The following is an 18,848-nucleotide window of genomic DNA, read 5'->3' as shown; positions in this document are numbered from 1 at the left end:
TAAATTTGAATCCATGACCCCCGCCATCACTGCTGCCATGACCCGCGCCCTCGGCATCTCGAAGGAGATCGAGGACGCGGCGTGGTTTGTGCTTGGCCCCGGCCTCCTCGGCAAAGCGTCAGCGCTGGACGGTCGCACCATGACCTGGACGTCCGAGGCCGCGGCGGAGCTACTGGAACGGCTGGAACGGGGCACGCCTGATCCGAAGGCGCCCATGATGACAAACCTTCGGCAGAACCTCGACGGCGCGTCCCGGGAGGCCAAACAGCTGGCCGTCGAGCTGTTGTTCCTCCAGTCGTTGCCGCTGGCCCACGAGGTGAAGTCCTTGAAGGTCAAGCGCGCCCGCGTGGCGGAGGCCGCGTCCTGGCTGGAACCTCCCTTGGACCTGCCCGGGGAGTTGTACGAGGGACTGACGGACCACGGTGTCATCCGTGACCGGACGGCCGAATTCAACTGGACCATCTGGGACCACCTGAAATGGCTGTGCCGTTTCGTGCAGCACGTGGACCAGCAGCCGACCGCGGACATCGCCGCGGCGCTGCAGGACCCCCTGGGGTTCCACCGCCTTGCCGCAGCGACTCCCGGGGACCAGCCGGCCATCCGCCGCAGCATCGAGTTCCTCACCTGGCCCACCTACTTCGAACCCGTCGTCGCGGACGTTGAACGCCAGGAGATCCGCGATGCCTTCGCCTCGCTGGTGGGCGGCGCGAAGGGCGACGCCGAAGAGGACATCACCGCAGACATCCACCGCATCCGCCTGCACCTTGACGAGCAGGCGGGCCAGCGTATCGACTGGCACGCCCGCCAGCTGGTCAGCCAGTGGCGCAAGGTGGGCGACCCCGGCCGTCGGGCCTGGCTGCTGCGTACGCACGGCGACAACACCGAGCTGCTCACGGCCTGGCAGGGCGAGGAAAAGGTGACGCTCGACGTCGAACATCTCCGCCTGCTGGACCCCGGCGTCACGGCGGGGGTGGTTCAGCACGCCGTGGACGAGGACTACAAGCACCTCGGCTATGTGGAGCGCGAGGACACCAAAACAGCGGTCTTTGCGTTCCTGACGGTCATGAAGCCCGGGGACCTGGTGCTGTACCAGCACTCGGGCGCGGTGCGGCTGGGTGTGGTGCTGGGCGAGCCCGAACACAACGACGACAACCGTCGGTTGCGCAGGAAGGTCCGCTGGTTCGACGAAGGGCACACCACCACCAGCCTTCCCCGCCACGTGCAGCGGCAGCTTGCAACGCCTGGCATCGTTGTGGACCTGACCAGGGTGGTGCAGGCACTGCAGGGCCTGCTGCCGGCTGAAGCGGAAACAGAGCCCGACGGCGATGCTGAAGCGGCCGCCGTCGTCCCTCCAGTCCAGGAGGGCTTCCGTCCGCTGACCCGCGGGTTCGCGGACTCGCTGCACATGGAGCTGGAGCCGCTGCAGGAAATTGCCGAGCTGCTGGAGGAGAACCGGCAGCTGGTCCTGTACGGGCCGCCGGGCACCGGCAAGACCTACCTGGCGAAGCACCTCGCAGCAGAGCTTGCGGATGACACCACCGACGAGCGGGTCAAACTGGTCCAGTTCCACCCGTCGTACGCCTACGAGGACTTCTTCGAGGGCTACCGGCCGGACAAAACGGATGAGGGCCAGGTGTCCTTCAAACTCGTCGCCGGACCGCTGCGCCGCCTCGCCGAAGAAGCGGCCAAACCGGGCAACGAGAAGAAGCCGTATTTCCTGATCATTGATGAGATGAACCGCGCCAACCTCGCCAAGGTGTTCGGCGAGCTGTACTTTCTGCTGGAGTACCGCGATGACCGGATCTACCTCCAGTACAGCCCCAATGAGCCGTTCACGCTGCCGGACAACCTCTACATCATCGGCACCATGAACACCGCGGACCGGTCCATCGCCATGATGGACGCCGCCATCCGCCGTCGCTTTGCGTTCATTGAACTGCACCCGCAGACCGAACCGGTGAAGGGGTCCCTCCTGCGGTTCCTTGAGGCCCGGGAGCTGGACACCACCCCGGCGCTGCTGCTGGATGCCCTGAACAGCGCCATCGACGAGTGGGACCGGGACCTTATGATCGGCCCGTCGTACTTTATGAAGCCGGCCGCCCAGACCCCGGCCGGGCTGCGCCGCATCTGGAAGTACGAGCTCATGCCCCTGCTTGAGGAGCACTACCACGGCCAGCTGACCCGGGCGCAGCTCGAGGAACGCTTCGGACTGGACCCGCTGCTGGAACGCCTTGCAGGCCGCTGACCCGCGTGCTTCCGTCCGGCACCTGGTGCTGGACGAACTGTCCCGCGGCATCGTTGAACGGCTGGATCCGGCCAGCGCGTCGTTCCTGAACTCCAGCGGCCTGGCCAGGGCATCGCCGATGGGCCTCGGGCTGTACCGGCTTGAGCCGGTGGGCAAGGTGGGCTCAGTGCGGACTCCCACTGTGCAGCTGGACGTCCGGCCCAAGGACCGGCTGGGTCTCAGCCGGCTCCTGTTCCTGCTCAGCTACGCGGGTGAACAGGGGTTCCGCCCCGACTCCGTCGCCGCAATCGAGGACCGCGAACTGTGGAGTGCTCTGGCCGAGTCTTTGGCGCAACTTGCTGAGCGGGCGCTGGGCCGCGGGGTGCTGCAGGGCTACCGCACCGTGGACGAATCGCTCCGCACGGTCAAGGGACGCATCCGCATCTCGGACCAGATCTCCCGGCGGCCCGGCATGCTGGTGCCGCTGGAAGTGTCCTACGACGAGTTCAGCGAGGACATCGCCGAAAACCGTATCCTCCGTGCCGCGCTGGAGCGGATGGGCCAGGTCCCGCGGGTCCGCCCCGAGGTGCTGAGCCGGCTGCGCCAGCTCAAGGGAAAGCTCGACGCCGTCACCCGGCTTCCAGCGGGCGCCCCGCTGCCGCCGTGGACGGCGACCCGGATGAACGTTCGCTACCACTCCGTCCTCCGCCTCGCCGGGCTGATCCTCCGCAACGCCTCCGCCGAAGCCGGGGAGGGTAAGCAGCAGACCGCTGCGTTTGTGGTGGATATGGCGGAGGTGTTTGAGGACTTCGTCGGCGCGGCGCTGCGTGAGGCGCTGGCAGCCTACCCGGGGGAGCTCCGGCTCCAGTACAACGCGCTCCTGAGCGAGGCGGTACGCGACGCGGACCGCCTGTCCGTCCGGCCGGACGCCGTGCACCTGCTGGGCGGGCGGCCCGTGGTGGTCTACAACACCAAGTACAAGGCTGCTTCCGACGTCGGGGCCTCGCTTACCGCAGACCACTACCAAATGCTGGCCCACTGCACCGCCCTGGCCGTGCCCGCGGCCTGGCTGGTTTACTCGGGGTCAGGCGAGGTCAAACTGCGCCGGATCCTGAACACCGACATCGACGTTGTGGAGTTCCCGCTGGATCTGTCCAGGCCACCGGCGGAAATCCTCGCGTCCGTTCGTGAGCTCGCGCGGCAGTCCTGGGGCGAGGTGGTCCGGCAGACGCAAGCGCAAGGTTAGTGCTGGGACTGACGGGCCGCCGTCGTACGTCTCACACCGGAACCCGGAACGTGAACGTGGTTCCCTCGCCCAGGGCGCTTTCCACTTCGATGGTCCCGCCGTGGGCTTCAACGATCGCCTTGCTGATAGGCAGGCCCAGGCCGACGCCGGGGATGGCTGTCCTGCGGACGCTGCTGGTACGGAAGAACTTCGCGAAGACCTCGGAGGCGTCCTCTGGGCTCATACCCATTCCGGTGTCGGTGACCCGGCATGACAGGTGGCCGTCCTCCTGCGCCAGCGACACCAGCACGTTGCCGCCGTCGGGCGAGTACTTAATGGCGTTGGATACCAAATTGTCCAGGACCTGGGAAATCCGGGCCCCGTCCACATGGGCTTCCAGCCGCTCCGGTGCGGCCGCAGCCAGCACCACACCGGACGCGGCCGCCTTCGGCATGGCCGAGGAGACACTGCTGCGAACAAGTTCCGCCACGTCAACGGCGTGCGGGGACACGATCAATTGCCCGTTGCGGGTGGCGAGCAGGTCAGAAACCAGCGTCAGCAGCCGCTCCGAGTTCCTCCGGATGATCTCCAGCATGCCGCGCTGCGATTCGTCCGGCTCATCGCCGAGCAGGATTTCCACATACCCAAGGATCGACGTGAGTGGCGTCCGGAACTCATGCGAAACGCTGGAGACGAAGTCGTCCTTCGCCGTCAGGGCGTTGACGAGGTCAGTGACGTCGCTGAACGCGATTACGGAGCCGGAGAACTTTCCGTCGGCGTCCTTCATGGCCCGGGCAGTGCTAACGAAGGCCCGTTGTTCGTTGCCGGAGCCGAGCCAAACAAGGTAATCCGTGAAAGTCTCCCCAAGTACAGCGCGGCGGACTGGGCGTTCCTGGACTGGAACCAGCGTCTTGCGGTCCGGGCCGAATACCAGCAGCTGGGACTCGTTGGGGTCCGCTATGTCCTTGGGGCGGGCCAGTTCATGGTTGGTCCGCTGCTTTCGGTTCATCAACACGTCATGCCCGTCGGCGTCCACGGCCAGAACGCCCAGGTGGACGGTGTCCAGGACCGTATTCAAAAGCGATTCCTGGCGTCGGCTGGAGTGCAGGTTGTTCTGCAGCTGGGCATCCTTGTCCTCCAGCTCCCGCTGCTGCCGCATCATGCTGAGCGTCAGGACACTCACGGAGACCCCGATGCCCAGCATCATCACGGGCAGCAGCAGCGACCGGGCCAGGTCCTGTCCTGTGAAGCCGCCTTTGATCAGCAGCGGAACCCAGATAATGGCCAGCGGGGCAAAGAAGGACAGGCACAAAGCAGCCCGGGGGTAGTACCCGGAGGCGCACAACCAAATCACCGGGAACACGGCCAGCAGGCTGATACCCGTCAGGCTCTCCTGCCCGCCTTGCCGGCCCAAGGCAATGGAGATGAAGTCCAGCAGTGGGATGACCAGGAAGCTTGTATACGGCAGCCGCTCCCAGGGGACCAGGTAACAAAGCGCCATGATGGCCACCTGCGATACAAGGAATGCAATAAAAAGCGGGTTGTTCATGGTGGCCGGGAAGAACGCCCACATCAGGAAGGCTGTCAGGATCGTCGTCACAAACAGCGGCATCTGGCTCAACGCCACCCGCTCGGTCAGCCGGTACTCGTGGAACGGGCGCCGAAAAAACCTTATCCGGCCGGACGACCACGCCACGGGGCTAGTCATGGCGCGAAAACTTACGGGACAAGGTGTGCGAGGCCATATCAGCAGGATATCCGCAGCCAGCTATACTTCTGACGTTGGCTGCTGAGGGGGCGCTATGAGTGATGCACGTGTCGGACTGGTCATCGAGGATGACCACGACATTCGGGAACTGGTTCGCACGGTGCTGACCCAGGCAGGCTTTGACGTGACCGTGGCCAGCAGCGGCGCCGAGGGCGTCCTGACAGCCAAGACCCTCAACCCGGATGTCATCACCCTGGACCTTGGGCTGCCGGACATCGACGGCTTTGAGGTGTCCCGGCAGATCCGTGAATTTTCCGACGCCTATATCGTGATGCTGACGGCCCGCACCGAGGAGTTGGACACCCTCATCGGGCTTGAATCCGGCGCGGACGACTACCTCACCAAGCCGTTCCGGCCCAGGGAGCTGCGCGCCCGCATTGCTGCGATGATGCGCCGTCCCCGGTCCGTCCCGGACCCGGTGGATGCTCCGGGCGTCGAGGCATCAGCGGATGGCCAGGCGCACCCCGAGCGTGGGAACTACAGCCATAACGGGTTGGAGTTGAGCTATGCGTCCCGCATGGTTACTGTCGACGGCGCCGAGATGAGCCTGACCCGCACCGAGTTCGAACTCCTGCACGCACTGCTGGAGGCAGGCAGGACTGTCAGGACCAAATCGGACCTGGTACGTCGGCTGCGGGACGAGGACTACGACGTCGGGGGTTACATCAGCGAAGCCGACGAACGGTCCGTTGAGGTCCACATGGGGAACCTGCGCAAGAAACTCGGTGATTCGCCGCAGAAGCCGCGCTGGCTTCAGACGGTCCGTGGCGTGGGTTACCGGTTGGCTCCCAGCGAGCACTGAGCCTGCAGGCTGGTCTTAGTCTCCCGGCTGCACTGCCTGATCGGTCGGAGGAACGAGGCGGCAAGCATGGGGAGGACGACGGCGGCGTCAGCGTTCAGCTTTCCCGTCCGGATTTCGCGCTCCAGGGCAGTCGCCAGGCCGGCGAGCCGCTCAGCGCCTACCATCTGGCTGGAGGTTTTCAGGCTTAGGACGGCGTCCACGGACCCGTCGAGGTCACCAGTTGTCAGGGCCAGCTTCAGTCGCCCGATGCGGTGCGGGAGGTAGTCGATGAAGTTCCCTATGAATACCCGGCAGTACCCCTCGTCCTCGGCAAGTTCCGCGCGTAGCCGGTCCAGGACTGTCTGGTTCACGAGTGGTCCGTCGGCACCATCGGACAGGGTCATCATCGTCCTTTCGGATGTGGACTTCCACTCCGGAAACCTGGAGATTAGGTAGGGCATTAGTTCCTCTTCAGATTAAGGCTGCTCCGCATACTCAAAAGTGGTTTCGGATGAGAATTGTGGGTTTCTTGATGTGACCGCGGGGTCTGTGCCCAAAACTTGAGCCAGTGCGTTTCGTGCCGATAATGGGCGGACGCGGCCGCGGCCGCATGTCGATGTGGAGAATGGTTGCTTTGTTGCGTTTCGGAGTGGCCACCCACGGCGGAGCCTTGGCTGCCGCGGAACTCGAGGAAGTAACTGCCTTGGCAGGGGAGAGCCCGTCCATGGTCGTCATCTACAAAGACTTTCTTCAGCCGCCTCCCCTGACGGAGATGAATGCGGTGCGTGCCCGCGGCGCCGTTCCGTTGGTGACGTGGGAGCCCTGGGCCTGGGGTGGGGGAGTCAAGCAGCCCGCCTACTCCCTTGACCGGATCGCAGCCGGCGACTTTGATGCCCTCATCCTTGAGTGGGGCAACGCGCTTGCCGCGTGGGGCCAGCCTGTGATGCTCCGCTTTGCGCATGAGATGAACGGCAGCTGGTATCCGTGGGCGGAAGCAGCGAACGGAAACCAGCCAGGCGGCTACGTCCGTGCGTGGCGGTACGTTCGCGACGTCGTCGCCTCCACCGGAGCCGGCAACGTCCAGTGGGTGTGGTCCCCCAACGTTCCCTACTTGGCTTCCACGGATTTCGCGGGGCTTTATCCAGGCGATGGCTACGTGGATGTGGTGGCTCTCGACGGCTACAACTGGGGCACGTCCACCGCGCGGAGCAGTTGGGTTTCGCCCCAGGACCTCTTTGCCCCGGGTATCGCGCTGCTCCGCAGCCTCGCGTCGGGAAAACCGATACTGATTGCCGAGGCGGCGTCCAGCGAGGCCGGCGGTTCCAAAGCCGCGTGGAACACCGGCCTGCTGTCCTACCTTGCTGCCCAGTCCGACGTTACGGGCTTCGTCTGGTTCCACCTGCGGAAGGAGGCCGACTGGCGCATCAACAGCAGCGATTCCTCGGCGGCTGCCCTGAATGCGGCTCTGTTGGCGCGTCGCAGTTAGCTGGCGAGAGGGGATGTCGTGGCTCCGGACTTCTGGTGCTGCAGTCCTCCAAGCGGGACAACGGAGTTATTCTTCTGTTCGCATATCAAGAGCTGCTGGGGCAAAGGCCAAAGATTGCCTCAAGAATGCGCTCCCGCGAGGCCCGGGCCGGAAGCGCGCGGCGCTGTTTCCAGGAACTGCACCAGCTGGGCTTCCAACGCTGAACCATCCTTGAGCTCGCATTCCCAGACTGTGAGCACCTCCCAGCCGGCCTCCTCGAGCAGGCGCCGCTGTCCGGCGTCGCGTTCCTTGGTACGGGAACGCTTGGCCGCCCAGAACTCGGCGTTCGCTTTGGGCGCGTGCAGGCCTACACGGCAGTCGTGGAAGTGCCAGAAGCAGCCGTTGACGAAGATAACCTTGCGGCGGCCGGCAAAGACCAGATCCGGATTGCCCGGAAGGCGTGTCCCTCCGGTGCGTCCATGCAGACGGTACCGATATCCCTTGGCGTGGAGGAGCCGGCGCACCAGCAGTTCAGGTTTGGTGTTCTTGCCCCGGATCCGGGACATGTTCCAGCTGCGCTTCTCGGGGCTCAGCTTGTCCGCCATATTTTCAGTCTAGATTCCTAGAAGCCGCGTTCCGGCTGGTCCCCGAGCTGGAAATGGCGCCCGCTGACGGAGGTCGGTGCGATCTCCACATAGAAATCCTTCAGCGTTGGCACCCACGACTTCAGCCCCAGTTCCTCCACGGCTGCGAGTTCGGCCGAGTTGCTCAATACCCGGGCTTTTCCTCGAAGGACCACGGACCACGCCTCGTCGGAGAGGATGCCGTCCGCCTCGAAGAGTACAGCCGCGTTGATGGTCAACTGGGCGAGCTTGTTGCCCGGGGCTGTCCTCAAGTACAGCTTGCGGTTCGAGCTCACGTAGTTGATGGGAAAGATGTCCGGTTCCCCGGCGACCGAGACCACCAACCGTCCGTGCCTGGTCCCTTCCAAGAGGCGCCAGCACTGCTCTTCGTCGAGTTCCAGGACTGGATTTCCATCTGCGTGTTCGAAAATCATGATGCCATTCTTCTACGTCTCGTAGAAATACGCTAGGGGTTTTGCGGCTTCTTTCGTCGCCGGGAAGCGTGGTTGTCTGCCCTAGCGTAATGGTCGGCTCAGGACGCGTCCGACGACGGCCGGCTACTTGGTTTTGCCGCCAGCTTGGCGTCGGGCTGGGCGGGGGAGCCGTCGCCGGACTCACCTGCCTGCTTCCTGCATGACTTTTTTCAAGGCAGGCCGGCTGGTAGAACCGAGGTCGGGCGCCTGTGGATAAGTTTGATCGCTGAAATGTGATGTGGGCTACCCTTAAGTCACTGTCCGGAGCATGCCGTCTTGAAACTACTGGGGGATTAGCGGCCCATGACATCGCACAACGTCTTCACGTCCGGTTCCATGCGACTCGGTACTGCCGCCGCGGTTGTTGCCGGTGCCCTTATGCTGGCCAGTTGCGCGGGAGGAGCCCCCGCAGACCCCGGCACCGCATCCCCGGCTGCTACGGAGTCAGTGTCCTCCAGACCTACGGCCACGCCTACCCCGACGCCCAGTGCCGTCTACAAACCGGCCGACGCGTCCGGCCCCGCCCAAAACGTTCCCGTCCCCGTGCTGCCGGAGGCGGCCAAGACGGAGACGAAAGAGGGCGCGGAAGCGTTCACACGATATTGGTTTGAGCAGCTCAATTATGCGTACCAGACGGGCGACATCCGAGGGGTGCAGGCTGTTACGTCACCAAGCTGTGAATACTGCGGGAACATCACTGATTCCTTGACTACTAATTATCAAGAGAACCGATGGCTAGCCGGGGGAAGAATTACTGTCCCCGCCGCAACGACTACATTTGAACGATCTCCGGACGGTAATTATCAGGTGGTGATACAAGTTCTTCAGGACACGATTAGCTATCATCAGGCCAACGGGTCCGAATTCAGAGCAGCCACTCAGCCGTCCAACACAGGCAACGTTCTGCTTGTCGGCTTTCATGATTCCGCATGGCGTGTTAACGGGCTACACCCCCTCCGCTGATGAGGATGCGAGTGTTCTGTCGGGCAGTGATAACAGCGCTTCTGATACTCGTCTTGGCAACAGCTGCTCCCGTCCCAGCGTCGGCAGACAGCGGTGTTGATTCTGGTTTTGGCAACGTAGGCGTTGACATTGACGGTTGGGTAAGTGATCCAGCAACTGGTGACATTGGGCCGCTAGTCCCAGGTACAGCAAACACCGATCCCAACGAATACAAGTACGAACTTCAGTGCCACCTGGGCGGGGGCGACTTCGACACTCCCTGCCTCGCCCGGCAAATCGAATGCAACAACGGTCCTGACGGTGAAGAGGGCATTCCTGTCACCTGGCTGTCCCGGCCCCGCGGTGTCCCGGGCGCTGTCTGGGCCCACCACTCGGGCCCGACCTGCCTTTACGATGCCCGACCGGAGGACCTGCTGCCCCGCATCGCCGCCGACATCCAGCGGCAGTTCGAAAGCCTGCCGGTGAACGCCGGGACGGTAGTGGCCCAGCCCAGCCCGCACACGCTACGGGGCGCCGAAACCAACTTCTACGTCGAAGCCGTCGAGCAGCAGTTCGACGTCACGATGTTCGGCCAGCAGGTGCACATCGTGGCAACGCCGGTCCAGTACACCTGGAACTACGGCGACGGCACGATCTTTGGCCCCCAGCCGTCGATGGGAGGACCGCTGCCGCAGGACCGGTGGGGCGAAAAGACGAGGACCAGCCACGCCTACGGAACCACGGGGGACTTCCAAGTCGTGCTGACCACCACTTTCCAGGGAACCTACTCGGTCAACGCCGGCCCTCCGCTGCCTATCCCGGGTCAGGGCCAATTCAGTGCGCCCCCTCAAACTGTCAGCGTCTGGCGCTCGCTCACCCGCAACTACGCCGACGACTGCAACGTGAACCCGCAGGGACAGGGCTGCCCGGGGGTAGGGGCAACGCGCTGATCTTTTGGCTGGCCTTCCTCGCCCAGCCTCACACGCAAACCTGCGCGCAGCTGCGCCAGCCGCCAACCTGCCGTCAGCGGGCCGCACGCCGCCCGCCGGCGGTCATGAGTGTGATTCGCACCGCATCCGGAATAGTTGCACGCGCGTCCCAGTTGCTCCAGAGAGAACGTTGAAAACTTCGAAAGGACGCGCATGCTGTTTTCCCCCCTGGCCCTTGGCGAACTGGAACTCCCTAACCGGCTGGTGATGGCACCCCTGACCCGGCTTCGCGCCGGTGAGGATGGCGTCGCCGGGCCCCTCATCGCGGAGCACTACCGCCAGCGGGCTTCCCTGGGGCTCATCGTCAGTGAAGGAACCTACCCCAGCCCCGCCGGACGTTCCTACCCCGGCCAGCCCGGAATCGTCACCGAGGAACAGGTGGCCGGCTGGAAGCAGGTCACCGACGCCGTCCACGCCGAGGGCGGCCGGATGTTCGCCCAGGTAATGCACGGCGGCAGGGTCTCGCACGCCGATATCACGGGCGGGAACACCATCGTCGCCCCCAGCGCAGTAGCAATTGAGGGCGACGTCCGCACCCCCTCCGGCAAACAGCCGTACCCCGTGCCGCACGCCCTCACCACTGACGAACTGCCGCTGGTCATCCAGGAGTTCGTCGCCGCGTCGCTGAACGCGATCGAGGCCGGGTTTGACGGCGTGGAGCTCCACTCCGCCAACGGCTACCTCCTCCACGAGTTCCTGGCGCCGAACGCCAACGTCCGCACAGACAGCTACGGGGGTTCCCCGGAGAACCGTGCACGCTTCGTGATCGAGACCGTCAACGCTGTGGTGGCAGCCATTGGAGCCAACCGGGTGGGTATCCGCATCTCCCCGGAGCACAACGTCCAGGGCATTGCCGAAGTTGATGCAGCCGATGTCCGCGCAACCTATGAGGTCCTGGTGGACAGCATCGCCCCGCTGAACCTCGCCTACCTCAGCATCCTGCACCACGAACCGGGCGGGGAACTGGTCCAGGACCTCCGCGCCCGCTTCGGCGGCGCCTTCCTGGTCAACACCGGTTTCAGCGTCGTCACCACCCGTGAAGAAGCCGTTGCCCTGATGGCGGACGGCCATGCTGACGCAGTAGTGGTGGGCCGTCCCGCCATCGCAAACCCCGACCTGGCCCGGCGCTGGAACGAGAGCCTGCCGCTGAACGAGCCGGACCCCTCCACCTTCTACGCCGACGGCGCCGAGGGCTACACGGACTACCCGGCATACGCAGGCTAGGCACTTCTTCGACAGCAACCATGCGACAGCAAACGACGGCGGCACCCGGCCTGGGTGCCGCCGTCGTTTGCTGCTCGGTGTGCTGTCCCGGGCAGCGGGCGCTAAAGTCCATCCGACGGCCTTTAGCTAGTGAAGTTGGCCCGCCGGGCTCCTCTGGGGTCCCGGCGGTGATCAGATGCTACTCCAGCAAATGGAGTTTTACCAGAGGCCGGTCCAGCGACTGCCCGAAGGCCTAGAGAAGCGCCTCCCGGCCCGTTCCTTCCTTCATCACGAGCCTGCCGTCCTCGATGGAAACGAGCACGCTCTTCGGCTTTCCACTGACCTTCGTTATCGCCTTCAGGCCCCGGTTGGTCACTTCGACGCCCACCTGCGCGCCCTTGGCAGGCAGCTCTACGGACACCTCGGACGCGATGCCGAGGATCGGATTCGTGGATACGTCCAGGTCCCGCCGCGCCTCCTTGCCGTTCACCGTCACGGTGATGTTTGCTTCCTCAAACCCCTCCTGAAACACAATAAGCAGTTCCCGCATGATGCCCTCTTCCTCGAGCTATGGGTGCCTTGTGACGGTAATCCAACTACAGCACTTTGCGGGCGGTAGCGGAATACCTTGCCGGAAGGGCAGCGCCGCCGCCGGCAGTGGAGCCAGGCAGACGCGTAGGGCAAGATGTTCTGGTGACCCAACTGCCGCATGCCCCTTCCCCTGCACCGTCTACCCCCGCGAAAAGGGAGGATGGCATCTACAGCCAAATGGCAACGGAACTGGGGGTCAAAGCCTGGCAGGTGAAGGCAGCCGTGGAACTGCTCGACGGCGGCTCCACAGTCCCGTTCATCGCCCGGTACCGCAAGGAAGCCACCGGGACGCTGGACGACACGCAGCTCCGCGACCTCGACGAACGCCTGCGCTACCTCCGGGAACTGGAAGACCGCCGTCGTACAGTTCTCGATGCTGTCGCGTCGCAAGGCCAGCTGACCCCCGAGCTGCAGAAGGCGATCCTCGCTGCTGACACAAAGTCCCGGCTGGAGGACATCTACCTTCCGTTCAAATCCAAGCGGCGGACCAAAGCACAGATCGCGCGTGAGGCAGGCCTGGAGCCGCTGGCCGAGGCGCTGCTGAAACGGCCCGAGCTTCATCCGGAACGCGAAGCCGCCAAGTACCTGAGCGAAGAGCACTCCGTGGCTGATGCGGCTGCCGCGCTCGCCGGGGCGCGGGCCATCCTCGTGGAGCGTGTAACCCAGGACCCCGACCTTGCCGCCACCCTGCGCGAACGCCTCTGGACGCAGGGGCGCATGGTGTCGCGTGTGAAGAAGGGCAAGGAGTCTGAGGGGCACAAGTTCGCTGACTACTTCGAGTTCGCGCAGGCGCCTGCCGGAATGCCCTCGCACCGGGTGCTGGCTTTGCTGCGCGGGGAGAAGGACGGCGTCCTTGAGCTCGATCTTGCCGAGGCAGACCCCACGGACGACGGCGCCCTCGCCGCCGCGCGCTCGCGGTACGAGTCTGCTGTGGCCAGGTGCCTCGGGGTCGCCGACCGTGGTCGGGCCGCCGATGCCTGGTTGCTGGAGACCGCCCAATTGGCGTGGCGGTCCCGCGTGCTGGCCCGGCTGACGGCCGATCTTCGCGGAAAGATGTTTGCAGCCGCCGAGGATGAGGCGGTCCGCGTTTTCGCTGCCAACCTTCGGGACGTACTGCTGGCCGCGCCCGCCGGGAACCGAGCCACGCTGGGACTGGATCCCGGGCTTCGGACCGGCGTCAAAGTGGCGGTGGTCAATGGCACCGGCAAGGTGGTGGCCACGGATACGGTCTACCCCCATGCCCCGGCACGGAAGTGGGACGAGGCGCTGGAGACGCTGGTACGGCTGGCGCGGCAGCACGCCGTCGAACTGGTGGCTATTGGCAACGGAACGGCGTCGCGTGAAACAGACAAGCTCGCCGCTGAGCTGATCAAACGGCTGCCGGACGTGGACCGGAAACCGCAAAAACTGGTGGTCTCCGAAGCCGGGGCGTCCGTCTACTCGGCCTCCGCCCTCGCGGCTGCCGAGCTGCCGGGAATGGATGTGTCCCTGCGCGGGGCAGTGTCCATCGCGCGCAGGCTGCAGGACCCCCTCGCAGAGCTTGTGAAGATTGATCCAAAGTCCATCGGCGTGGGCCAGTACCAGCACGATGTGACGGCGTCCAAGCTGGACCGGAGCCTGGATGCAGTGGTGGAGGACTGCGTGAATGCCGTGGGAGTCGACGTCAACACCGCTTCACCCGCGCTGCTCAGCCGGGTGGCCGGCGTCGGGCCGTTGCTGAGCGAAAACATTGTGGCGTACCGCAACGAGCACGGGCCCTTCGCCAAACGGACCGAACTGAAGAAGGTGCCGCGGCTCGGTGCCAAGGCGTTCGAACAGTGCGCCGGCTTCCTTCGCATCACCGGGGGAGCGGAACCCCTGGACGCGTCCAGTGTGCACCCCGAGTCGTACGCCGTGGCCCGCAGGATTCTTGTTGCCGCCGGCTCTGCGCCCGCTTCCTCGCTGGACCCGCGGACGTTCGTGGACGACACCTTCGGGTTGCCCACTGTGCAGGACATCCTGGTGGAGCTGGACAAACCGGGCCGAGATCCGCGCCCCGCATTCGCGGCAGCAACCTTATCGGAGGGGATTGAGAAAATTTCCGATCTCCAGCCGGGGATGGTCCTGGAAGGTACCGTGACCAACGTTGCGGCGTTCGGAGCATTCGTGGACATTGGCGTCCATCAGGACGGATTGGTCCACGTCTCGGCATTGGCGAACCGCTTCGTGTCGGATCCGCGCGAGGTGGTGAAGTCCGGACAGGTGGTCAAGGTGAAGGTCCTCGAGGCCGACCCCGGGCGGAAACGCATCTCGTTGACGCTGCGGCTCGACGACGAACCTTCCTCCGGTGCCGCATCCTCCGGGAAGACTGGTGGCCGACCACACAACCCGCCCCAGAACGATCAGCGTGGCAGGAACCAGAACGGCGGACGCGGCGGCAACCCCAATGCAGGGCGGGGTGGCAACCCGGGCGCCGCACGTGCGGCTCAGGGTTCCGAGCGCGGTGGACGTCAGGAGCAGGGACGGTCCGGTGGCCAGCAGGCACGCAACGCGCCCGTGCCTAACCGCGGCTCAGCACCCCAACCGGCCCCGGTGAATACCGCGATGGCCGAGGCGCTGCGGAAGGCGGGGCTCGGAAAGTAGGGGTTGGGCCGCAACGGCGGCAGTGTTCCGCTGTGGTGCATGCGGTTGTGGCGCAGATGAAGTCGTAGCGGGCCCAGCCGCCTAAGCCAGTGACAGCGTGAACGCGAGGACGAATCCCGCGGCCGTGCTCAGGGCGACGGCAGGACCGCCGTGTTCGTAAGCTTCCGGCATCAGGGTGTCGGCGAGGGACGCGATCACAGCCCCGGCGGCAAATGCCAGCGGCACCGAAATGGTTTCCGGGTCTGTTCCGGACAGCGGCCCTGCGCCGAGGACGACGGCGATGACGAGCAGGGCGGCGCACGCAACCCATAGTCCGATGATGCTGGCTGCGGAGCGGCCCTGGCTGCGCATGGACGCCGAACCTACCAGCGCTTCGGGGAAATTGGAGACGAAGATCGCCGCAAGCAGAGCCAACCCCCCGGTTCCTTCGCCGAGCGAAATTCCCAGGGCCGCATTCTCGGGCACCCCGTCCAACGTCACGGCCGCCAGGAGTGCCAAGCCGGCCGCACCGCGGGTCGATGCGGAGGTAGGCGCCTTCTCCGTAGCGGCGGCATCGGTATCGAGTTTCGCGCTACCTTGAAATTCGTCGGCAGGTTTCGCTTGTTCCTGCTTTCCCGGCTGCGCCCACCGATCCAGCAGTGCGCTGAGGACGGTAAAGACAACCGCGCCGGCGAGAAGGCCGATGGCTGCCCGGACAATTCCGCCGCGTTCGTAGGCGTCTTCAAACAATTCGAAGGCGAGGGCAGTGATCAGTGACCCCGCAGCGAAGGCCAGCAGCATGGCCAGGAGCCGTTTTGGAAGCTCAAAGCGAACGCCGATGAAGGCACCCAGAACCAGAGCGCTGGATGCTATGACGCCAAACCACAGCGACATCATCATCCCGCAAGTATAGGAGTGCACGGTTGACGTGGGAATACGTTCTTTACCCCTCGATCCGGGGGAACACTTTCGGTGATCAGAGGTTTCTGCAAAAGTGGCTTTATGACCTATTTCCTCGAGTACACCATCCCTGCCGCAGCCGACGATGCCCAATTCGAGTTCCCCCACGATGAGATCAACTCCGGCACCACCATTCCGCTCACGCAGACGGACGCCGATGTAGTGCACGCTCCGGAGCTCCCGGCGCGGACCGGCATCATTGGGGCGACTGTTCCTGAGGCAAAACTGGAGGCCGAGCAGCTGATCACCCACAGCCGTGCTACGGACGCCTCGTTGTACTTCGACCCGTCCAACTCACTGAATGCTGGAGTCGGAACCCTCGTAGCTACGTACACTGAGGGCCGCGGCTGGCAAGACGTTTAGTCAGGGAGCATTTTCTCTAGGCCCGACGGCGGGCGGCGGCTCCGTCCCGGTGGGAACCTTTGGTTCCTTCCGGGGCGGAGCTGTTTAACGGGTCTGCGGCCGTTGTCCTGCCGGGACTTCGCGGGTCTGCAGCCGTGTTCCTGCGGTGTTTGTGGTTTCCGCGTTCATTCCAAGGGTGGTGGGGGTGGTTTGAAGTAGTGGTTTTGTTGGGGTTTTTGGTGGGGGTCGAGGTGTTTTGGGGGTGTGTGCCAGGGGGTGCCGTTGGTGGTGGTGATGGTCCATTGTTCTTTGTGGATGAGGTGGTGGTGGGCTGAGCAGAGGAGGGTGCCGTTGTTGATGGTGGTGGGGCCGCCGTGGGACCAGTAGGTGATGTGGTGGGCTTCGCACCAGGGGGCGGGGATGGTGCAGTTGGGGAAGGTGCAGCCTTGGTCGCGGGCGGTGAGGGCGAGGCGTTGGGTGGGGGTGAAGAGCCGGGTTTTGCGGCCGAGGTCGAGGAGTTCGCCGTGGGTGCCGAGGAGGGCGGGGATGATGTCGGCGTCGCAGGCGATTTTGCGGAGGGTGGCTGCGGCGACGGGTCCGGTGAAGACGAAGTTCCCGGTGCCGTTGCCGCTCGTGGTGCTGTGGGTTCCGGTGCCGCCCGTTGCTGTCCCCGTGGTGAAGTCTTTTTTGTGGTGGGGGAGGAGGTCTTGGTAGTTGATGGTGGCGATGATTTGGGGGCGGTTGCCGCCGGTAGCTGGAAGGGCGTTGGTGGCCAGGGCGACCTTTGCCGCGCCGACGAGCCCGTCGAGTTGTTTTTGGGGCCGGGTGCGCCGGTCAAGGTCGGGGCCGCCGTCCCGCCAAAGATCCTGTCCACTGCCACTGCCACTGCCACAGCCACTGCCGGTTTGGGCTGCGGTGCCGGTGCCGGTGCCGGTGCCGGTGTCGGTTTCGGGTGCGGTGCTGGTGCTGGTGGTGCGGGGGTTGGTGGCGGTGTTCATGACGGTGAGGAGGTGTTCGTATTGGTCGGTGGTGGCGAGGATTTCGATGTGGTGCAGGCCGTGGCGGGGTTTGCGGATGAATGCGCCTTGGGTGTGGCGGAGGGTTTCTTCGCTGGGTTCGGTGCCGTCGGCGTCGATGGTGTCGGCCCAGCGGCGCGCGACGCGGGTGAGGAAGTCCGGGTCTGCGGTGGCGGCGGTAGTGGCGAGGTCTTGTTCAATGATGACGAGGGTGTCGGGTGTGGTGAGGTGTTGGAGCCGGTTCAGGGTCAGGGCGATGATGGTCCCGGTCCGGGAAGAGACCGCCGGGCCGGCTGCCGGGTCCTGGCCGGGGGCCGTGTCATTGGAGTCAATGCCGGTGGTGGCCGGTGTGGGGGTGAGGGCGGTGGCGAGGTGTTCTCGTGGGGCGGGGATGGTGTCGCCGGTGAGGGTGGTGGCGGGCAGGATGTCCGCGGCGAGGGCGAGCCGGCGGTGGGCTTCGCTCTTGCCGATTCTTAGCCGCTGGCGGAGGAACTCGGCGGTGTTGGCGCACCCGTCATCGGCCGGCGACGTGATCACCCGGTCAGTGGCTGAACCCTTGCCTGCCGGGCCCTCGGGCCAGGCGGCGTCTGTTTCGTTCAGGGTTTCCACGCCGTTGTCCCAGCCGGTGACCCAACCCTTGCCCGTCCGGGACCGGCTGGCCCGTGCGGCGTCCGCGGCGGCGATGGCCTGTTTTCGGGTGCGGTCCACGGTACCGGCGGCGAGGACCTGCAGGTACTCCATGGACCGGGACGCCTCCTCCACGGTGCCGGCGAAATTGGCGGCCTCAACATAGTCGGCCGCGGCGAGCATCGCGGGCGCGGCTGCCGCGGCAGCAGCCAGCACCCTGGCAATCTCAGCGAGACTCGGCGGTGCGGCGCTGTGCGCGGCATCCTCTGCAGCCAAGCGCCGGCGGGGCCATGACTCGCCAGTTTCGGCATTGGTATTGGCACCCGCGCTGTCATCCGCATCATCAGCCCCGGAGGGCCCGGATGGGGATGGCAGCGCGCGAAGGTGACCGCCGGGACGGAGCCCAGAGCCGTCGTCGTACGCCTCAGAGCCACCGGCGGGACTGCCCCCGGCCCGCGTCAGCACGGCGGTAGAACCGCCGAACTCCGCAAGCTGATCCCCAATGGCCTCCATAGGACAACTCTGCCAAAGACCACCGACATTCTTGCCCGCCAAAGACGCTATGTGGAAAACCTGGCAACACCGTGCCCAAAGGAAATCAGCGCGCGGGAGCTTCCCGGGAATCCGGGGCCCGTGTTTCCTTCTGCCATGGCCACCTGCCGGTGATTTCCAGCTCCAGCGAGAAGCTCAGGAACGTCCGGATCAGGACAATGATGGCCAAGACCCCCACACTCTCGAACGTTGGAGTGACAGCCACGGTGCGGATAATGTCGGCCGCAACCAGGAGTTCGAGGCCCAGCAGGATGGACCTGCCCAGCAGCTGCCTATAAAGCCGGTACGTGCTGAGGCTTTCCGCCCCCGCCGGCAAATTGCGTGGCTGGTGTCCGCGAAGGGCCAACGGAATGGAAACCAGGGCCCAATGACCATCACGGCCACTCCCGCAAAGTCGACAAACCCTCCGACCATCTCGATGATGTGCCGAAAATCCACGGGTCCTGCCTTACCCGCGTCGCGTCAA

Annotated in this window: 15 protein-coding genes and 2 pseudogenes; 9 read left to right on the top strand and 8 right to left on the bottom strand. The window is 65.0% G+C overall.

Annotation, left to right across the window (positions count from 1 at the left end):
* Nucleotides 1–13: 13 nt before the first annotated feature.
* Both ACFVYC_RS13935 and ACFVYC_RS13930 read left to right on the top strand, forming a co-directional pair.
* Nucleotides 14–2,245 (top strand): McrB family protein, encoded by a 2,232-nt coding sequence (locus tag ACFVYC_RS13935; protein WP_387550952.1) that lies wholly within the window; start codon nucleotides 14–16, stop codon nucleotides 2,243–2,245.
* Nucleotides 2,232–3,470: a restriction endonuclease gene (locus tag ACFVYC_RS13930; protein ID WP_387550949.1), complete on the top strand. Its 1,239-nt coding sequence runs from the start codon at nucleotides 2,232–2,234 to the stop codon at nucleotides 3,468–3,470. Before ACFVYC_RS13935 ends, ACFVYC_RS13930 begins: the two co-directional genes overlap by 14 nt.
* Nucleotides 3,471–3,501: 31 nt before the next feature.
* On the opposite strand, the gene ACFVYC_RS13925 is transcribed toward ACFVYC_RS13930, so the two are convergent.
* Nucleotides 3,502–5,157 (bottom strand): sensor histidine kinase, encoded by a 1,656-nt coding sequence (locus ACFVYC_RS13925; RefSeq protein WP_387550946.1) that lies wholly within the window; start codon nucleotides 5,155–5,157, stop codon nucleotides 3,502–3,504.
* A gap of 94 nt (nucleotides 5,158–5,251) precedes the next feature.
* Between ACFVYC_RS13925 and ACFVYC_RS13920 the strand changes: the two genes are divergently transcribed.
* Nucleotides 5,252–6,019 carry a response regulator transcription factor gene (locus tag ACFVYC_RS13920; RefSeq protein WP_387550943.1) on the top strand — a complete coding sequence of 256 codons (768 nt, stop codon included), beginning with the start codon at nucleotides 5,252–5,254 and terminating at the stop codon, nucleotides 6,017–6,019.
* Here ACFVYC_RS13920 and ACFVYC_RS13915 read toward each other — a convergent pair.
* Nucleotides 5,992–6,402, bottom strand: a complete 411-nt coding sequence (locus ACFVYC_RS13915; RefSeq protein WP_387550940.1) for an Hpt domain-containing protein — start codon at nucleotides 6,400–6,402, stop codon at nucleotides 5,992–5,994. The genes ACFVYC_RS13920 and ACFVYC_RS13915 overlap by 28 nt on opposite strands.
* 227 nt (nucleotides 6,403–6,629) lie before the next feature.
* Between ACFVYC_RS13915 and ACFVYC_RS13910 the strand changes: the two are divergent.
* Nucleotides 6,630–7,484, top strand: a pseudogene (locus ACFVYC_RS13910) (glycoside hydrolase family 26 protein); the annotation flags it as partial.
* Nucleotides 7,485–7,603: 119 nt separating this feature from the next.
* Here ACFVYC_RS13910 and ACFVYC_RS13905 read toward each other — a convergent pair.
* Both ACFVYC_RS13905 and ACFVYC_RS13900 read right to left on the bottom strand, forming a co-directional pair.
* A complete protein-coding gene (locus ACFVYC_RS13905; protein ID WP_387550937.1) occupies nucleotides 7,604–8,068 on the bottom strand; it encodes a very short patch repair endonuclease in 465 nt (154 codons plus the stop codon).
* Nucleotides 8,069–8,085: 17 nt separating this feature from the next.
* Nucleotides 8,086–8,520 carry a pyridoxamine 5'-phosphate oxidase family protein gene (locus ACFVYC_RS13900; RefSeq protein ID WP_387550935.1) on the bottom strand — a complete coding sequence of 145 codons (435 nt, stop codon included), beginning with the start codon at nucleotides 8,518–8,520 and terminating at the stop codon, nucleotides 8,086–8,088.
* Between the two features lie 342 nt (nucleotides 8,521–8,862).
* On the opposite strand from ACFVYC_RS13900, the gene ACFVYC_RS13895 reads away from it, so the two are divergent.
* From ACFVYC_RS13895 to ACFVYC_RS13885, 3 genes are all read left to right on the top strand, one after another.
* Entirely contained in the window at nucleotides 8,863–9,522 is a 660-nt protein-coding gene (locus ACFVYC_RS13895) for a DUF6318 family protein (protein ID WP_387550932.1), read from the top strand.
* Between the two features lie 53 nt (nucleotides 9,523–9,575).
* A complete protein-coding gene (locus ACFVYC_RS13890; RefSeq protein ID WP_387550929.1) occupies nucleotides 9,576–10,451 on the top strand; it encodes a hypothetical protein in 876 nt (291 codons plus the stop codon).
* Between the two features lie 192 nt (nucleotides 10,452–10,643).
* On the top strand, nucleotides 10,644–11,714 hold the full coding sequence (locus ACFVYC_RS13885; RefSeq protein WP_387550926.1) for an alkene reductase: 1,071 nt from the start codon (nucleotides 10,644–10,646) through the stop codon (nucleotides 11,712–11,714).
* Between the two features lie 232 nt (nucleotides 11,715–11,946).
* Here ACFVYC_RS13885 and ACFVYC_RS13880 read toward each other — a convergent pair whose 3' ends face one another.
* On the bottom strand, nucleotides 11,947–12,243 hold the full coding sequence (locus tag ACFVYC_RS13880) for a hypothetical protein (protein ID WP_387550924.1): 297 nt from the start codon (nucleotides 12,241–12,243) through the stop codon (nucleotides 11,947–11,949).
* A gap of 143 nt (nucleotides 12,244–12,386) precedes the next feature.
* On the opposite strand from ACFVYC_RS13880, the gene ACFVYC_RS13875 reads away from it, so the two are divergent.
* Nucleotides 12,387–14,906 carry a Tex family protein gene (locus ACFVYC_RS13875; RefSeq protein ID WP_387550921.1) on the top strand — a complete coding sequence of 840 codons (2,520 nt, stop codon included), beginning with the start codon at nucleotides 12,387–12,389 and terminating at the stop codon, nucleotides 14,904–14,906.
* A gap of 81 nt (nucleotides 14,907–14,987) precedes the next feature.
* Here the strand turns inward: ACFVYC_RS13875 and ACFVYC_RS13870 are convergent, their stop codons facing one another.
* Nucleotides 14,988–15,785, bottom strand: a complete 798-nt coding sequence (locus tag ACFVYC_RS13870) for a ZIP family metal transporter (protein WP_387550918.1) — start codon at nucleotides 15,783–15,785, stop codon at nucleotides 14,988–14,990.
* 102 nt (nucleotides 15,786–15,887) lie between these two features.
* Here ACFVYC_RS13870 and ACFVYC_RS13865 point away from each other — a divergent pair, with 102 nt between their 5' ends.
* Nucleotides 15,888–16,208: a hypothetical protein gene (locus ACFVYC_RS13865; protein ID WP_387550915.1), complete on the top strand. Its 321-nt coding sequence runs from the start codon at nucleotides 15,888–15,890 to the stop codon at nucleotides 16,206–16,208.
* Between the two features lie 164 nt (nucleotides 16,209–16,372).
* Here ACFVYC_RS13865 and ACFVYC_RS13860 read toward each other — a convergent pair whose 3' ends face one another.
* Nucleotides 16,373–18,343, bottom strand: coding sequence for a DUF222 domain-containing protein (locus ACFVYC_RS13860; protein ID WP_387550912.1), 1,971 nt, complete (start codon nucleotides 18,341–18,343; stop codon nucleotides 16,373–16,375).
* A gap of 85 nt (nucleotides 18,344–18,428) precedes the next feature.
* Nucleotides 18,429–18,820, bottom strand: a pseudogene (locus ACFVYC_RS13855) (DUF1622 domain-containing protein).
* Nucleotides 18,821–18,848: the final 28 nt, after the last annotated feature.

Origin of the sequence: Pseudarthrobacter sp. NPDC058329, from assembly GCF_042879835.1 — a bacterium.
Classification (GTDB): domain Bacteria; phylum Actinomycetota; class Actinomycetes; order Actinomycetales; family Micrococcaceae; genus Arthrobacter.
This window is presented reverse-complemented; position numbering and strand designations above follow the sequence as displayed.

What these genes read in the sequence shown, in the direction of transcription:
- ACFVYC_RS13935 (WP_387550952.1), top strand. Translation starts at nt 14, where the DNA reads ATGACCCCCGCCATCACTGCTGCCATGACCCGCGCCCTCGGCATCTCG.
- ACFVYC_RS13925 (WP_387550946.1), bottom strand. Translation starts at nt 5,157, where the DNA reads ATGACTAGCCCCGTGGCGTGGTCGTCCGGCCGGATAAGGTTTTTTCGG.
- ACFVYC_RS13920 (WP_387550943.1), top strand. Translation starts at nt 5,252, where the DNA reads ATGAGTGATGCACGTGTCGGACTGGTCATCGAGGATGACCACGACATT.
- ACFVYC_RS13915 (WP_387550940.1), bottom strand. Translation starts at nt 6,402, where the DNA reads ATGACCCTGTCCGATGGTGCCGACGGACCACTCGTGAACCAGACAGTC.
- ACFVYC_RS13905 (WP_387550937.1), bottom strand. Translation starts at nt 8,068, where the DNA reads ATGGCGGACAAGCTGAGCCCCGAGAAGCGCAGCTGGAACATGTCCCGG.
- ACFVYC_RS13900 (WP_387550935.1), bottom strand. Translation starts at nt 8,520, where the DNA reads ATGATTTTCGAACACGCAGATGGAAATCCAGTCCTGGAACTCGACGAA.
- ACFVYC_RS13895 (WP_387550932.1), top strand. Translation starts at nt 8,863, where the DNA reads ATGACATCGCACAACGTCTTCACGTCCGGTTCCATGCGACTCGGTACT.
- ACFVYC_RS13885 (WP_387550926.1), top strand. Translation starts at nt 10,644, where the DNA reads ATGCTGTTTTCCCCCCTGGCCCTTGGCGAACTGGAACTCCCTAACCGG.
- ACFVYC_RS13880 (WP_387550924.1), bottom strand. Translation starts at nt 12,243, where the DNA reads ATGCGGGAACTGCTTATTGTGTTTCAGGAGGGGTTTGAGGAAGCAAAC.
- ACFVYC_RS13870 (WP_387550918.1), bottom strand. Translation starts at nt 15,785, where the DNA reads ATGATGATGTCGCTGTGGTTTGGCGTCATAGCATCCAGCGCTCTGGTT.
- ACFVYC_RS13865 (WP_387550915.1), top strand. Translation starts at nt 15,888, where the DNA reads ATGACCTATTTCCTCGAGTACACCATCCCTGCCGCAGCCGACGATGCC.
- ACFVYC_RS13860 (WP_387550912.1), bottom strand. Translation starts at nt 18,343, where the DNA reads ATGGAGGCCATTGGGGATCAGCTTGCGGAGTTCGGCGGTTCTACCGCC.